Source organism: Microbacterium sp. W4I20, assembly GCF_030816505.1.
Taxonomy (GTDB): domain Bacteria; phylum Actinomycetota; class Actinomycetes; order Actinomycetales; family Microbacteriaceae; genus Microbacterium.
The window spans coordinates 870,780-885,069 of the sequence record NZ_JAUSYB010000001.1; the positions used below are offsets into that span (position 1 = coordinate 870,780).

Here is a 14,290-nt window from a genome sequence, read left to right on the forward strand (position 1 = left end):
AGCGGTCACCCCTACGTGGTCCGCTACGCGCTCGTCCGAGGAGCCCTGCTCATCGCAGGGCTCCTCGTGTCGAGCGTGCTCATCTTCCTCACCCTGCGCGTCTTCCCCGGCGACGTCGCGCAGCTCATCGCCGGCACGCAGGCCTCGCCGACGGAAGTCGAAGCTCTTCGCGAGTCCCTCGGCCTGAACCGCCCGCTCGTCGCGCAGTACACCGACTGGATCGGCGGGATCTTTCGCGGCGACCTCGGCACCTCGTTGCTCTCCGGCGCCTCGGTCGGCGAGGAGCTGTTCCTGAAGGCGCAGGTCACGGTGCCGCTCGGAATCATGTCGCTGCTGATCGCGATCCTCATCGCAGTGCCGTTCGGCATCCTGGCGGCGATCCTCCGCGGTCGCCGTGGAGGCACCGCGCTCAGCGTCGGCGCGCAGACGCTCGCGGCCGTTCCGGTGGTGTGGGCGGGCATGATGCTCATCGTCGTGTTCTCGGTCTGGCTCGGGTGGCTGCCGCCGCAGGGGTTCCCGCGCACGGGGTGGTCCACGCCCGGACGGGCCATCGAGTCGCTGCTGCTCCCCGCGCTGACGATCGGGATCGTCGAGGGTGCGATGCTGATGCGCTTCGTGCGCAGCGCGACCCTGCAGGCGGCCGGCCAGGACTTCGTCCGCACCGCCGCCGCCAAAGGCCTGACCCGCACGCGGGCGCTGATCCAGCACGGCATCCCCGCCGTGGGACTCTCGATCATCACGGTCCTCGGCCTGCAGGTCGCGGGCATCATCGTCGGCTCGGTCGTGATCGAGCAGCTGTTCACCCTCCCCGGAATCGGACGGATGCTGGTGGCCGACGTCGGCACGCGCGATCTGATCAAGGTGCAGAGCGAGCTGCTGGTGCTGACCGGATTCGTGCTCGTGGTCGGCTTCGTCGTCGACCTGGTGCACCGCGCGATCGACCCTCGACAGCGGGAGGCCGCATGACTCCCCGCTGGCTCTCGCGGCTCTGGCAGACGGCGACCGGGCGCTTCGGTCTGATCGTCGTGGCGGTGATCGTGGTCACCGCGATCGTGGCGTCGTTCTGGACGCCGTTCAATCCCCAGTCGTCGAGCATCGGCGACCGGTGGCTGCCGCCGAGCTGGCCGCACCTGCTCGGGACTGACGACACGGGTCGCGACATCCTGAGCCTGCTCATGGCCGGGGCGCGGACGACCGTGTTCGTGAGCGTGGGGGCGGGACTCGTCGCGACGGTCCTCGGCATCGCCCTCGCCGCCCTCGGAGCGTTGACCGCCCGATGGGTGCGCGAGACGGTCGCGGTCTTCGTCGACATCCTCATCGCGTTCCCCGTGCTGCTGATCGCCATGATGATCTCTTCGGTGTGGGGCGGATCGCTCTGGGTCGTGATCTGGGCGGTCGGCATCGGATTCGGTGTGAACATCGCCCGCGTCACCCGGCCCGAGCTGCGCCGCGTGCAGCAGAGCGACTTCGTGCTCGCCGCCCGGGCATCCGGACTCACACCAGCGCAGAGCCTCGTGCGCCACCTGCTGCCGAACGTCGCTCCGGTCTTCATCGTGCAGCTGTCGTGGTCGATGGCCGTCGCCGTGCTTGCCGAGGCGGGGCTGTCGTATCTCGGCTTCGGCGCCTCGGTCGTGGAGCCCAGCTGGGGCATCCTGCTCGCCGATCTGCAGCGCTACATCGGCGTGCATCCGCTGTCGGTCATCTGGCCGGGGCTCACCATCACGATCACCGTGCTGGCGCTGAACCTGCTCGGCGATGGACTGCGCGAGGCGACCGATCCGACGCTGCGCCACCGCGCCGCGCAAGTCCACACCCCGGCGGTGATCGCATGACCCTGTCGGTGCAGGACCTCGTCGTCGAGATCGACGGGCGTCGCGTGGTCGACGGCATCTCCTTCGAAGTGCCCGACGGCGCGCGGCTCGGGCTTATCGGCGAATCCGGCTCCGGCAAGTCGCTCACCGCCCTCGCCGTGCTCGGGCTGCTGCCCGATGGCGCGACGGCGAGCGGCAGCATCCGTTGGAATGACACAGAGCTGATCGGGATGCCGGATCGTGAGCTCGCGAAACTCCGCGGCGACGACATCGGCATCGTCTTCCAGGAGCCTCGCACCGCGCTCAACCCGATCCGCACCGTCGGACGACAGATCGCGGAATCGATCCGCATCCACGAGGGTCTCGGCCGACGCGAGGCACGAGAGCGCGCGATCGCGGAGGCCGCGCGGGTTCGTCTGCCGGATCCGGAGTCGATCGTCGACCGGTATCCGCACCAGCTGTCCGGAGGGCAGCGTCAGCGCGTCGCGATCGCGATGGCACTCGCCTGCCGACCGAAGCTGCTGATCGCCGACGAGCCGACCACGGCCCTCGACGTGACGATCCAGGCCGAGATCCTCTCGCTGCTGCTCTCCCTGGTATCCGAGGAGGGGATGTCGCTGGTGTTCATCACGCACGACCTGGCGGTGCTCGCCCAGGTCGCGACAGAGGGCGTGGTGCTCGAGCACGGGCGGGTCGTCGAGGCGGCGCCTGTGACGACTCTCCTGACCGCGCCGTCCTCCCCCATCACGCAAGGGCTGTTGCGCGATGCCACGGCGACGCTGTGGCGGCCGGAAGGACGTGCGACGTGAGCCTCATCGAAGCACGGGGCCTCCGCCGCGACTTCTTCGTGCCGAAGCGCTCGACGTTCGAACGCACCCGCACGCAGACCGCGCTGGCCCCGACCGACCTCGACATCGTCGAGGGGTCGTCCGTCGGGATCATCGGCGAGTCCGGCTCGGGTAAGTCCACGCTCGTGCGGCTGCTGCTCGGACTCGACCGCCCGACGGCGGGCACCGTGAGCGTCGACGGACGTGCGGTGGATGCCGCGGCATCCGCGAAGTCCCTGCACTGGCTGCGGCGCGAGACCGGGCTCGTGTTCCAGGATCCGTACGCATCGCTCGACCCGCGGATGACGGCCGGTCAGATCGTCGGCGAGCCGCTCTGGGCGCTCGAAATCGAGGGCGACCATCGGGCCAGGGTGCGCGAGGTGCTGGCACAGGTGGGGCTCGAGCCCGAGATGGCCGATCGGTATCCGCACGAGTTCTCGGGTGGGCAGCGTCAGCGGATCGCGCTCGCGCGGGCGATCGTGCACCGTCCGCGCATCCTGGTCGGCGACGAGCCGCTCTCGGCGCTCGATGTGACGGTCCGCGCGCAGATCCTCGAACTGCTGATCGAGTTGCGCCGTACGACGGAGCTCACGCTACTGCTCGTCTCGCACGACATCGGCGTCGTGCAGAACCTGTGCGACACGGTCGTGGTGATGAAGGACGGCCACATCGTCGAGCGCGGTTCGACCACCGATGTGCTCCTGCACCCGCAGCACGACTACACGAAGGCGCTGCTATCGGCGATCCCGGTCATCCCCGGCACTCCCGATCCTGGAGACGTGCCCGGGATCTGAGAGGCCCCGGTCGCTGAGCGAGCGCACTCACCCGGCTGTTGAGCGAGCGAAGCGAGACGAAACACGCGCGCCCCCTCAGCTCTTGGCCCCGAACCAACTCCCCCGCCGGCGTCCGGTCGGCTTGAGCACCCTCCGCATGTAGACGGTGCCGAGGTCGCGACCGAACTTGTGGCCCACGCGTCCCATGCGTCCCGCTTCGACGAAGCCGAGCTTGGCGTGGAGTCGGATCGACGCTTCCGCGCCGCTGTCGCTGATCACGGCGACCATTTCGCGGAGTCCGATCTGCTCGCACGCGTCGATGAGCGCCTGCAGGAGGGCGGCCCCGAGCCCTTTGCCACCCGCGCCGGGTCCGAGGTAGATCGAGTCCTCTGCCGTATAGCGGTAGGCGTTCTTGCCCGCCCACGGCTGTGCGAGCGCATACCCGATCACGACGCCCGCTGGCGAGACGGCGACGAGGAACGGCAGCTTCAGCCGATCGAGCAGCGCGAACTTCTCGCGCCAGTACGGAATGCTGCTGCGCCGCTCGTCGAGCGTCACCGCCGAGTTGCTCACGAAGTGGTTGTAGATCTCCCGCACATACGGCAGGTCAGCGGGACGCGCGGGACGGATCGAATACGCGAAGACCTCGGGCGGCGCCTCGGGACGCAGATGACGCGGCAGAACACGGCGACGGTCCCCCGGCTCGAACTGCATGCATTCAGCTTAGGAGGGAGCGGCTTCGCCCTCCACCCTCCAGTCCACCGGCTCCGCCCCGAGTTCCTCGAGAAGAGCGTTGGCCCGCGAGAACGGCTTCGACCCGAAGAACCCTCGGCTCGCCGACAGCGGAGACGGATGCGCGGATGCGATCACCGGCGTCTCTCCGAGGAGCGGCTGCAGGTTCGCAGCATCCTTCCCCCAGAGGATCGCGACGAGCGGCTGATCACGGGCGACGAGTGTACGGATCGCGAGCTCGGTGACCTTCTCCCAGCCCCATCCGCGATGGGATGCCGCGGCGCCGGGCTGCACGGTGAGCACCCTGTTCAGCAGTAGCACACCCTGGTCGCTCCATGCCGTGAGGTCGCCGTGCGGCGCGGGCGGAATGCCGAGGTCGCTCTCCCGCTCCTTGTAGATGTTCGAGAGGCTGCGCGGCAGCGGGCGCACATCGCAGTCGACGGCGAATGAGAGCCCGATCGGGTGGCCGGGCGTGGGATACGGGTCCTGGCCTGTGATCAGCACCCTGACGTCGGTGAGAGGGCGCTGGAATGCCCGCAGCACGTGGTCTCCGGCCGGCAGGTACCCGCGACCCGCAGCCTGCTCGGCACGGAGCCGGTCGCCCAGCTCGGTGATCACGTCCTGCACGGGGGCCAGCGCCTCCGCCCAGCCCCGATCGATCTGCCCGCCGTCAGCGAGCTCGGCGAGAGTGCGCGCCATCGTCAGTCGATGGACCGCACACGCAGCGGGCCACGAGCAAGCAGATGCTGGGCCGACTGCGCGACCGGCCGCATCGTGATCATGTCGAGGTTCACGTGCGCGGGCGACTCCAGCGCGTACGCGATGACATCGGCCACGTCTCCGGCGAGCAGCGGCGCCTCCACCCCGGAGTACACGGCCTCAGCCGCGACAGTGTCGCCGCCGAGCCGGTTGAGCGTGAACTCCTCGGTGTGCACCATGCCGGGCGCCAACTCCACCACGCGGATCGGCTCGCCGTTCAGCTCCTGACGGAGCACCTTCACGAGCATCGACTCGGCGGCCTTGGCGGCGTTGTATCCCGCTCCCCCGGCGTACGCTGTCTGCGCCGCCGTGGACGTGATGAAGATTGCGTCGGCGTGTCCATCGGATGCCGCCGATCGGCGCAGGAGCGGGAGCAGACCCGCGATGAGCCGCTGCGTCGCCAGGACGTTCGCATCGAACATCCACTGCCAGTCGTCGATCGACGCATCCTCGATGCGGTCGGTGCCGCGCGCGCCGCCGGCCACCTGCACGAGGGCGTGCACCGGACCGGACTTCTCCAACTCCGACACGAGCGCGTCGACCGCAGCGCCGTCGGTGAGATCGCAGGCGATGGCGGAAGCACCGGTCTCCTCGGCGAGCGCGGTCAGCCGATCCTCTCGCCGAGCGACGCCGACGACGTCCCATCCGCGTTCCCGAAGCGTGCGCACCGTCGCCGCGCCGATCCCGGAGCTCGCACCTGTCACCACTGCACGTCTGATCACCATGCCTCCACCGTACGATGTTCCCCCGGGATTTCGGGGCACGGCACTGTTACGTCACATTTCCCGACCGTTGTTGACAGCAACCGATATTCCGTACTCTCGCTGGAACGGCATCCGCCATCAAGCCTTCCTATCGTTCCAGGGGGAACACATGTCCGCACCCGAGTCCTGGCGTTTCGAGACCAAGCAGATCCACTCGGGTGCCGCGCCCGATCCGGTCACGAAGGCCCGTGCCACGCCGATCTACCAGACCACGTCGTACGTGTTCGACAGCGCGGATCACGCCGCCAACCTCTTCGCCCTCGCGGAGTTCGGCAACATCTACACCCGCATCCAGAACCCGACGCAGGACGTGCTCGAGCAGCGCCTCGCGGCCCTCGAAGGCGGCACCGGTGCACTGGTGCTCGCCAGCGGACAGGCAGCCTCGACCTTCGCCGTGCTGAACATCGCCGAGGCGGGCGACCACTTCGTCGCCTCCAGCTCGATCTACGGCGGCACCTACAACCTCTTCAAGTACACGCTCGCGAAGCTCGGCATCGAGGTCACGTTCGTCGAGAACCAGGACGACGCCGAGGAGTGGCGCCGCGCGGTCCGCCCGAACACCAAGCTCTTCTTCGCGGAGACGATCGGCAACCCGCAGATCAACGTCCTCGACATCCGTTCCGTCGCCGACGTCGCGCACGAGGCGGGGGTCCCCCTCATCGTCGACAACACGATCGCGACCCCGTACCTGATCCGTCCGTTCGAGCACGGCGCCGACATCGTCGTGCACTCGGTCACGAAGTTCCTCGGCGGCCACGGCACCACCATCGGCGGCGCCATCATCGACGGCGGCTCGTTCGAGTGGTCGAAGAACGTCGACAAGTTCCCGGGCCTGACGGTTCCGGACCCCTCGTACCACGGCGCCAGCTACACCGCCGCGGTCGGCGACCCGCTCGCCTACATCATCAAGGCCCGCGTGCAGCTGCTCCGCGACCTCGGCTCGGCCATCTCGCCGCAGAGCGCCTGGAACCTCATCCAGGGCATCGAGACGCTGTCGCTGCGCATCGAGCGCCACGTGCAGAACGCCCAGGAGATCGCCGAGTGGCTCGACAACCGCGATGACGTCGCGACCGTCAACTACTCGGGTCTGCCCTCCTCGCCGTGGTACGCCAAGGCGAACGAGTACGCGCCCAAGGGCGTCGGTGCGGTCCTCTCCTTCGAGCTGAAGGGCGGCGTCCAGGCCGGCCGCGAGTTCGTGAACAGCCTCTCGCTGTTCAGCCACCTGGCCAACATCGGCGACGTGCGGTCGCTCGTCATCCACCCGGCGTCGACCACGCATGCGCAGCTCACCCCCGAGCAGCAGCTCACCGCCGGTGTCACCCCGGGCCTCGTGCGCCTCTCGGTGGGCATCGAGAACGTCGAAGACCTCAAGGCAGACCTCGACGAGGCTCTCGCCGCGGCTCGCCGCGTCACGGAGGCCGCTCGCGCCTGATCCGTCAGCGGACAGCAGGGATGCCCTGGGCTTCGGCTCGGGGCATCTCTGCGTCCTGACCACTTCTCCCGCTGCAGACGGACGATACCCGGCCCGCGCACAGGCTGTGCGCCCCAGAATGGATCACCCCGCCCGAGGAGAACACCATCGACGTCATGCAGCACCGACCCCCTGCCCCGCGGCCTGCCGCCCGGCGGAGGCGCGCGCGTGCAGCCCGCGTTCTCGCGAGCGTCGGAGTTCTCCTGCTGATCGCCGTCGTCTGCTCGTGGGTGCCCGGCGTGGTCGGAACGGCCGCTGCCGCCGCCCTGCCGTGGAGCGGGCTGGCGCTCGCGATCGTGTGCGTGCTCGCGCTGTTCCTCGCCCGCCGCATCCTGCTGCTGCTACTCGTCCCCGTGCTGGTCTGGGGTCTCGCGATCGCGCCGTCCGCTCCCGGTCTCGGCGCGACACCGGCGGCCGGCGCGACGCCGGTCGAGATCGTCAGCCAGAACGTGCGCGCCCACTCGGGCGGCGCCGCGGCATCCGCCACCGAACTCGCCGCGACCGGCGCCGACATCATCGCACTCACCGAGCTCGACGGAGACAGCCTCACCGCTGCGCGGAATGCGCTGGCGGCGGACTACCCGCACTCGTACGCCGTCGGCACCGTGGGCGTCTGGAGCCGCTACCCGATCCCCGACGCGCAACCGCTCACCCTCGGCCTCGACTGGAAGCGCGCTCTGCGGGTGGTCGTGCGGACGCCGGATGCCGATGTCGCCGTCTACGTCCTGCACGCGGCATCCGTGCGCCCCGGTCATCAGCAGGATCGGGACACGATGCTGTCCGGCATCGCGGAGGCGGTCGCGGTCGACGAGGCAGGAGCGATCGTCGTCGTCGGCGACTTCAACGCGGCATCCGCGGACCCCGCACTCGGTGCGATCCGATCCGAACTCGATTGGGTGCGACCGACCGACGGCAGTCTCGGACTGACCTGGCCGGCGAGCCTGCCCCTCACCCGCATCGACCATGCCTTCACGCGAGGAATCGATGTGCTGAGCGCGACGACGGTCCGGGCCGGCAAGAGCGACCATCTCGCGACGGTGACGACGGTCAGCATCCGCTCCTCCGACTGACACGCCCGGCGAGAACGTAACCTTCGACCCGTGCTCCGCCCGCCAAGGGACAATGGACAGATGGACTGGCAGACGACCTCCGAGGACACGGTGCCGTCGGCACCCGTGACGGAGGCCGACGTCCGGCTGCTCCGTGCCCGCCCCCCGGCGACGGGAGCCTGGCGCGACGGGGACCCCGTCGGCGGCCGACGCTTCGCCGCGTTCGGAGCGTTCCAGACCGAGAGCGGCGAGGAGCTCCCCGGCATCCGCATCGCCTACGAGACCTGGGGTGAGCTGAACGCCGCCCGCGACAACGCCGTGCTGGTGCTGCATGCCCTCACCGGCGACAGCCACGTGCGCGGTGACGCCGGCGCCGGTCACGCGACCGCCGGCTGGTGGCAGGATGTCACCGGTCCCGGCGCCCCGCTCGACACTGACCGCTGGTTCGTGATCGCGCCCAACATGCTCGGCGGATGCCAGGGGTCGACGGGGCCGGCCAGCGTCGCGCCGAACGGATACGAGTGGGCCTCGCGGTTCCCGTACCTGACGATCCGCGACCAGGTCGCCGCCCAGGTGCGCCTCGCCGACGCCCTTGGGATCGACCGCTGGGCCGCCATCGTCGGCGGTTCGATGGGCGGCATGCACGCACTGGAGTGGGCGGTCGCGCACCCGAAGCGGGTCGAGCGCCTCGCCGTGCTCTCCTCTCCCCCGGTGACGACGGCCGACCAGATCGCGCTGAACACCGTGCAGCTGGAGGCCATCCGGATGGACCCGCGTTTCCAGGGCGGCGAGTACTACGACCTGGGCGACGGCGACGGGCCGCACCGCGGACTCGCGCTCGCCCGGCGGATGGCGCTGCTGAACTACCGCAGCCCGATCGAGCTCAACCAGCGGTTCCAGCGGTCCTGGCAGTCCGGGGTGTCACCGCTTGGCCACGGCGGGCGGTTCGCCGTGGAGTCGTACCTCGACTTCCACGGCAACAAGTTCACGCGCCGGTTCGACGCCAACAGCTACATCACCCTGGTCGAGGCGATGAACTCGCACGATGTGGGTCGCGACCGCGGAGGTGTCGAGGAGGCGCTGCGCGCGGTGACCGCGACGACGCTCGTGCTCGGTATCGACAGCGACCGGCTGTTCCCCGTCGACGGGCAGCAGCGCATCGCGCGCAGCATCCCGAATGTCCTCGGCGACGACGCGGTCGTGCTCACCAGCGACTTCGGGCACGACGGCTTCCTCATCGAGACCGAGGCCGTCGGCGCGCACCTGCGTCAGCTGCTCGACAGCTGACGCGTTTTCCCCCTTCGCGTCGAAGAGTGTGTGCTCAGGCGGGCTCGAAGATCCAGGGAAGAGTGCGCGCCTCTAGACGGCCCTGCGTCCAGGCGAACGCACGGCCCTCGTCGAGCACACGCGTCTGGAACAGCTGAGCCGCCCCGCCAGACGAGCGTGCGGACTCTGCGTCGGAGAAGACCGAGAGCTGGTGCAGCGTCATCCAGGTAGGCGGGAACAGGGTCCACTCACCGGCCGCGTGTCGCGCCAGCGCCTCGGAGGGGCGAACCCAGGCGATCTCCGCGACCTCGTCGGCGGACGCCACCGGCTCATCGCCGGGCGCCATCGCCAGGAAGAACCAGGTGCGGATGCGGGTGGGCGCCTCGATCGGCGGATGCCACTCGGAGAGCGGCACGATACCGTCGACAACCAGCCCGACCTCTTCGAACGTCTCGCGGATGCCGGCGCGACGCGCGTCCTCACTCTCCGCTTCGCCTTCCCGCCTGTCCCCGGGCTCCACCTTGCCGCCGGGGAAGACCCACGCCGACGCGAACGAGCCGCGATCCGGGCGCCTCATGAGCAAGATCTCGAACCCGGGGTCCGCAGCACGCAACAGCACCACGGTGCCGGCGACCGGCAGAGAAGTGTCGGGGTTATCCACCCCGACACTCTACGACTTGGCGAGGAGCGCGGCCTCGGTGCGGTGCCGTTCGCTGCGGAACGACAGCAGCGCGATCAGCAGGCCGATGACCGCCAGCGCCGCTCCGGTCCACGCGGGAGCGGTGAATCCCCAGCCGACCGCGATCACGATGCCTCCGAGGAAGGCGCCGAGGCTGTTGCCGATGTTCAGCGCAGAGTGGTTCAACGCCGCCGCGATCGACTGATTGTCGCCGGCGACATCCATCAGTCGGGTCTGAATGGTCGGGCTGAGGACCGCCGAGACGAAGCCGACGACGAGCACCAACAGTCCGAGGGTGACGATCCAGAACGCCAGCAGTGCGAGCAGCGCCAAGACACCGGCCAACGTCACGAGCCCGACCAGCAGCGTGCGTCGGAGATCGATGTCGGCGAGATGACCGCCGACGAGGTTACCCACCGTCATGCCGATGCCCATCAGCACGAGGACGATCGGCACCACCCACTCCGGTGAACCGGCGACCTCGGTGACGAGAGGGGCGATGTAGCTGTACACCGCGAAGAAGCCGCCGAATCCGATCGCACCGACGGCGAGTGCGAACCAGACCTGCCGGACGCGGAACACTCCGAGCTCCTGCCGCATCGTGCGACCGGGCGACCCCGGATGCTTCGGCACGAACAGCGCGATGCACAGAGTCGCGAGCGCGAAGACGAGCGCAACGACGGCGAAGGCCGCGCGCCAGCCGAACTGCTGACCCAGGAAGGTGCCCAACGGCACCCCGACCACGTTGGCGACCGTGAGCCCGGTGAGGATGAACGCCACGCCCTTGGCGCGATTGCCCGGACCCATGACATCGGCCGCGACGAGCGCGCCGATGCCGAAGTAGGCACCGTGCGGGAGCCCCGCGAGCAACCGCGAGGCTGCGACGAGCTCGAACGTGGGCAGCACCACCGTGAGGGCGTTGAACACCGTGAGGGCGAGTGCCAGCACGATCATCACGCGATGCCGTGGGTAGCGCGCGACGAACCCGGCGATGGTCGGCGCCCCGATCACGACGCCGAGCGCATACAGCGAGATCAGCCAGCCGGCCTGGCTCAGCGCGTCCGGCCGGCTCGAGTCCCACAGCGAGGGAAGCAGGTCGCCGGCGATATCGGGCAGCAGGCCCATGATGACGAATTCGGTCATGCCGATGCCGAAGCTGCCGATGGCGAGAGAGAGGAGCGCCCTCTTCGCCGCACCCCTCGATTCAGTCGAGGGATTCACCGGATCAGCTTAGCGGTCGCCGACGGGTGGCTGAGCCCGCCGGTCCACCGTCATGAAGACGTCCACCGCGTCCTGCTGATCGACGACGAACCCATGACGCTGGTACAACCGCCGGGCGGGACTGCCCTGCAGCACGTTGAGCCGGTAGAGCGCGGGCGCATCCAGGATCTGCTCCAGAACCTTCGTCCCCACACCGACCCCCTGATGGGAGGTCGCGATGTAGAAGTGCTCCAGCCAGTGCGCCTCGCCCTCGCGCCGGAGGGCGACGCATCCGACGTCCTCCCCGTTCACGACGATGATTCGGGTCGCTGCCGGATCGAACGCATCGCGGAACCTCTGCCGGACGCGGACATCGTCATACCGACCGAGTCTCTCGAGGTCTGGCCGGAGGACGACGGCCCGAAGCTCGGCGAGCCGATCGACGTCCTCAGAGATCGCGAGGCGAAGGCCTACCGTCGCGACAGACGGAGCATCACCCATCGGAGTCCTCGATGGCCGCCTCGAGCCGTTCGATCTTCGCGTCGAGCTCGCCGGAGTATCCCGGGCGGATGTCGGCCTTGAGCACGAGGGAGACGCGCGAACCGAACGGCATCACTGCCTCGGTGGCCCGCTTGACGACATCCATCACCGAGTCCCAGTCGGGACCCTCGATCTCGGTGAACATGCTCGTCGTGCGGTGCGGCAGTCCGGAGTCGCGGACGACCCGGACGGCCGCGGCGACGGCATCGTGCACGGAATCGTCGGTGCGCTCGGTCCCGTCGGCGGGGACGCCGCTCGGGGCGACGGAGAAGGCGATCAGCATGGGTTCACTCCTTGAGGTTCGAACGGTGGCTTGGTCAACGGCGGTTTGTCGAGCCGTGGCGGGTCACTGGCACGCGCACGAGCGCGCGGATCCCGACGACCAGCAGGACGATCATGAGCACGTTCCGCAGCGTGAGCACCAGCACCGGCAGCAGTTCGGCGCGCAGCAACGCGTCGTAGCCGAGCGGATACACGAGGCAGGTGAGCGCGCAGAGAGTCAGCACCATCGTGGCCGGAACCCGCGCCCTGAGTCCGTCGACGACGAGCCAGAGGATCACCGGTGCCAGCAGCCAGGTCTGGAACTGCGGAGACCCGACCTTGTTGGTGACGATGAGCGCGACCACGAGCGAGAGGGCCAGGGGCGGGAAGAGACGGGAGAAGGATGCTCCACGCCAGGACTTGATCGCGCCGAGCGCGACGACGATACCGACCACGACCACCATCAGTGGGGTCAGAAGCGCGGTGACGCCCTCCACTCCTGACGCGCTGATCTGGAAGGTCAGGATCTCGAAGCTGTACTCGATGCGGGCGGCGCCGGCCACGGCGAGCCAGAGGAACGGCGTCGCGGCGACCGCCTCGATCTGCAGCCCCCGGCCGGTCTGCTCGGTGAGGAAGCCGAGGATCTCGGTGTCCGCTCCGAGCAGGAACAGCACCACGACCACCCCGGCGGTGACGGCGGCTGCGGCGAGCAGCATCCGGATCCGGGTCCTGGCTGCGACGATCGCCGCCAGCACCAGGGCGCCGGGCCAGATCTTGATCCAGGCGCCGACCGTGAGCAGCGCGGCCGCGACGACCGGCCGCGACGCGAGCCAGAGGCCGCCGACGACGGCGATCGGAACCGTGATGGCGTCGATGCGGTAGATCGCGATCGGTCCGAGCAGCAGCAGCGCGGCGCACCAGAACCAGGCGGCGATGCGACGCGGCCGCGACGGGGCGCGCCCGACGAGCACGGCGAAGGCGAGGGCGTCCAGCACGGTGACCAGCACCGCCCAGGCGACGAGAAAGGCCCCGGAGACGCCGAGCAATGGGACCAAGGGCATCGCCAGCAACTTCGTGATCAGCATCGGCACGAGTGCGAGCTGCGGATACACCCAGGTCTCGGTCACCCCGACGATCGCGCCGCCGCTCAGCGCGGAGGACGCCCACGGTTCGTACACCAGTACGACGTCGCCCATCGGCTGGCTGGGATACACCCACCCCATCACGATGGTGAGGAGATGCGCGACGAGGAACGCCGCCCAGAGCGCGACGATCCTGCCGGTGAGTGCTCGGCTCACGCGAGGACGTCCGCGACCGCGAGCGGAAGTGCGTCGGCCACGTCCATCGCGACGATCGGATGCCCCGGCGCCCCCTCGAGCGCGCCTGCCGCGATGCGCCCCGCGTGCCCGTGCAGCCAGACTCCCGCGGCCGCCACCTCGACCAGCGGAGCGCCCGGATTCGCTGCGACCACCGCGCCGAGTGCGCCGGCCAGGACGTCACCGGTGCCCGCCGTCGACAGCCACCCGGTGCCTGCTTCGACGGCGATGACGGTGCCGTCCGGGTCGGCGATCAGTGTGCGCGCGCCCTTGAGCAGCACCGTGCCGCCGATCTTCGCGGCCACCTGCGCTGCTTCCTCGGCGCGCTCGTCCTCCGAGGAAGGGACGCGCAGGCGGTCCCTGAGCCGCGCGAACTCCCGTGCGTGCGGAGTCACGAGGAACGGTGCGCGGGTCCCCGGCGCGAGATCCAGAGCGCCCGCGTCGATGATCACGGGCGAGGCGCCCGACAGGATCTCACGCAGCGCCAGGGTCTCGGCGTCGGTGCGGTCCGTCGGGTCCGTACCCGAGCCGATCACCCAGGCATCGATCCGCGACGACCCGACATCGGCCCCCACCACGGTCTCGGGGCGGCGAGCCAGCACGGCATCGCCGACGCGATCCGCTCCGACGTAGCGCACGAAACCCGCGCCCGCCCGCCACGCGGCTTCGACTCCGAGGACGGCGGCACCGGGATAGGCCGGCGACCCGGTTCGCAGCGCGACCACGCCGCGGGCGTACTTGTCATCGTCCTTCGACGGCGCCCGGAAGAATGCCGCGGCATCGTCGCGTGACCACTCGCGCACCAAGACCATGACTCCACGTTAGTGCGACGGCCCGCGGTG

16 protein-coding genes are annotated in these 14,290 nt (G+C 69.6%); 7 read left to right on the forward strand and 9 right to left on the reverse strand.

Translation table 11 applies throughout. The features are described 5' to 3' along the window. The first annotated feature begins 15 nt into the window (after window positions 1-15). From QFZ21_RS04340 to QFZ21_RS04355, 4 genes are read left to right on the forward strand one after another with little or no spacing between them, the layout of a single operon-like run. Window positions 16-966 carry an ABC transporter permease gene (locus QFZ21_RS04340; protein ID WP_307374768.1) on the forward strand — a complete coding sequence of 317 codons (951 nt, stop codon included), beginning with the start codon at window positions 16-18 and terminating at the stop codon, window positions 964-966. Further along, window positions 963-1,832, forward strand: coding sequence for an ABC transporter permease (locus QFZ21_RS04345; RefSeq protein WP_307374771.1), 870 nt, complete (start codon window positions 963-965; stop codon window positions 1,830-1,832). The genes QFZ21_RS04340 and QFZ21_RS04345 overlap by 4 nt, the downstream gene beginning before the upstream one ends. Further along, on the forward strand, window positions 1,829-2,620 hold the full coding sequence (locus QFZ21_RS04350) for an ABC transporter ATP-binding protein (protein ID WP_307374773.1): 792 nt from the start codon (window positions 1,829-1,831) through the stop codon (window positions 2,618-2,620). The genes QFZ21_RS04345 and QFZ21_RS04350 overlap by 4 nt, the downstream gene beginning before the upstream one ends. Next, window positions 2,617-3,432, forward strand: coding sequence for an ABC transporter ATP-binding protein (locus QFZ21_RS04355; RefSeq protein WP_307374775.1), 816 nt, complete (start codon window positions 2,617-2,619; stop codon window positions 3,430-3,432). Before QFZ21_RS04350 ends, QFZ21_RS04355 begins: the two co-directional genes overlap by 4 nt. A gap of 75 nt (window positions 3,433-3,507) precedes the next feature. Here QFZ21_RS04355 and QFZ21_RS04360 read toward each other — a convergent pair whose 3' ends face one another. Genes QFZ21_RS04360 through QFZ21_RS04370 form a run of 3 tightly spaced genes read right to left on the reverse strand, consistent with a single transcriptional unit; the run spans window position 3,508 to window position 5,627 of the window. Continuing rightward, complete coding sequence (locus tag QFZ21_RS04360) at window positions 3,508-4,125, reverse strand: GNAT family N-acetyltransferase (RefSeq protein ID WP_307374777.1); 618 nt, start codon at window positions 4,123-4,125, stop codon at window positions 3,508-3,510. Window positions 4,126-4,134: 9 nt separating this feature from the next. Beyond that, window positions 4,135-4,842 (reverse strand): uracil-DNA glycosylase, encoded by a 708-nt coding sequence (locus QFZ21_RS04365; protein WP_307374779.1) that lies wholly within the window; start codon window positions 4,840-4,842, stop codon window positions 4,135-4,137. A 2-nt stretch (window positions 4,843-4,844) separates the two neighbouring features. Then, window positions 4,845-5,627 (reverse strand): SDR family oxidoreductase, encoded by a 783-nt coding sequence (locus tag QFZ21_RS04370; protein WP_307374781.1) that lies wholly within the window; start codon window positions 5,625-5,627, stop codon window positions 4,845-4,847. A 148-nt stretch (window positions 5,628-5,775) separates the two neighbouring features. Between QFZ21_RS04370 and QFZ21_RS04375 the strand changes: the two genes are divergently transcribed. From QFZ21_RS04375 to QFZ21_RS04385, 3 genes are all read left to right on the forward strand, one after another. Continuing rightward, window positions 5,776-7,098: a bifunctional o-acetylhomoserine/o-acetylserine sulfhydrylase gene (locus QFZ21_RS04375; protein ID WP_307374783.1), complete on the forward strand. Its 1,323-nt coding sequence runs from the start codon at window positions 5,776-5,778 to the stop codon at window positions 7,096-7,098. A gap of 155 nt (window positions 7,099-7,253) precedes the next feature. Continuing rightward, window positions 7,254-8,207 carry an endonuclease/exonuclease/phosphatase family protein gene (locus QFZ21_RS04380; RefSeq protein WP_307374786.1) on the forward strand — a complete coding sequence of 318 codons (954 nt, stop codon included), beginning with the start codon at window positions 7,254-7,256 and terminating at the stop codon, window positions 8,205-8,207. A gap of 60 nt (window positions 8,208-8,267) precedes the next feature. Continuing rightward, window positions 8,268-9,473: a homoserine O-acetyltransferase gene (locus tag QFZ21_RS04385; RefSeq protein WP_307374788.1), complete on the forward strand. Its 1,206-nt coding sequence runs from the start codon at window positions 8,268-8,270 to the stop codon at window positions 9,471-9,473. Window positions 9,474-9,507: 34 nt separating this feature from the next. On the opposite strand, the gene QFZ21_RS04390 is transcribed toward QFZ21_RS04385, so the two are convergent. The 6 genes from QFZ21_RS04390 to QFZ21_RS04415 are packed head-to-tail and all read right to left on the reverse strand — an operon-like array spanning window position 9,508 to window position 14,260. Beyond that, on the reverse strand, window positions 9,508-10,113 hold the full coding sequence (locus QFZ21_RS04390) for an NUDIX domain-containing protein (protein WP_307374790.1): 606 nt from the start codon (window positions 10,111-10,113) through the stop codon (window positions 9,508-9,510). A 9-nt stretch (window positions 10,114-10,122) separates the two neighbouring features. Further along, the gene (locus QFZ21_RS04395; RefSeq protein ID WP_307374792.1) at window positions 10,123-11,352 is read right to left on the reverse strand and encodes an MFS transporter; all 1,230 of its coding nucleotides are present in this window, start codon (window positions 11,350-11,352) and stop codon (window positions 10,123-10,125) included. A 9-nt stretch (window positions 11,353-11,361) separates the two neighbouring features. Next, the gene (locus QFZ21_RS04400) at window positions 11,362-11,832 is read right to left on the reverse strand and encodes a GNAT family N-acetyltransferase (protein ID WP_307374794.1); all 471 of its coding nucleotides are present in this window, start codon (window positions 11,830-11,832) and stop codon (window positions 11,362-11,364) included. Next, window positions 11,825-12,154, reverse strand: coding sequence for a thiamine-binding protein (locus QFZ21_RS04405; RefSeq protein WP_307374796.1), 330 nt, complete (start codon window positions 12,152-12,154; stop codon window positions 11,825-11,827). The genes QFZ21_RS04400 and QFZ21_RS04405 overlap by 8 nt, the downstream gene beginning before the upstream one ends. A gap of 34 nt (window positions 12,155-12,188) precedes the next feature. Beyond that, window positions 12,189-13,430 (reverse strand): hypothetical protein, encoded by a 1,242-nt coding sequence (locus tag QFZ21_RS04410; RefSeq protein ID WP_307374798.1) that lies wholly within the window; start codon window positions 13,428-13,430, stop codon window positions 12,189-12,191. After that, complete coding sequence (locus QFZ21_RS04415) at window positions 13,427-14,260, reverse strand: NAD(P)H-hydrate dehydratase (protein ID WP_307374800.1); 834 nt, start codon at window positions 14,258-14,260, stop codon at window positions 13,427-13,429. The genes QFZ21_RS04410 and QFZ21_RS04415 overlap by 4 nt, the downstream gene beginning before the upstream one ends. Window positions 14,261-14,290: the final 30 nt, after the last annotated feature.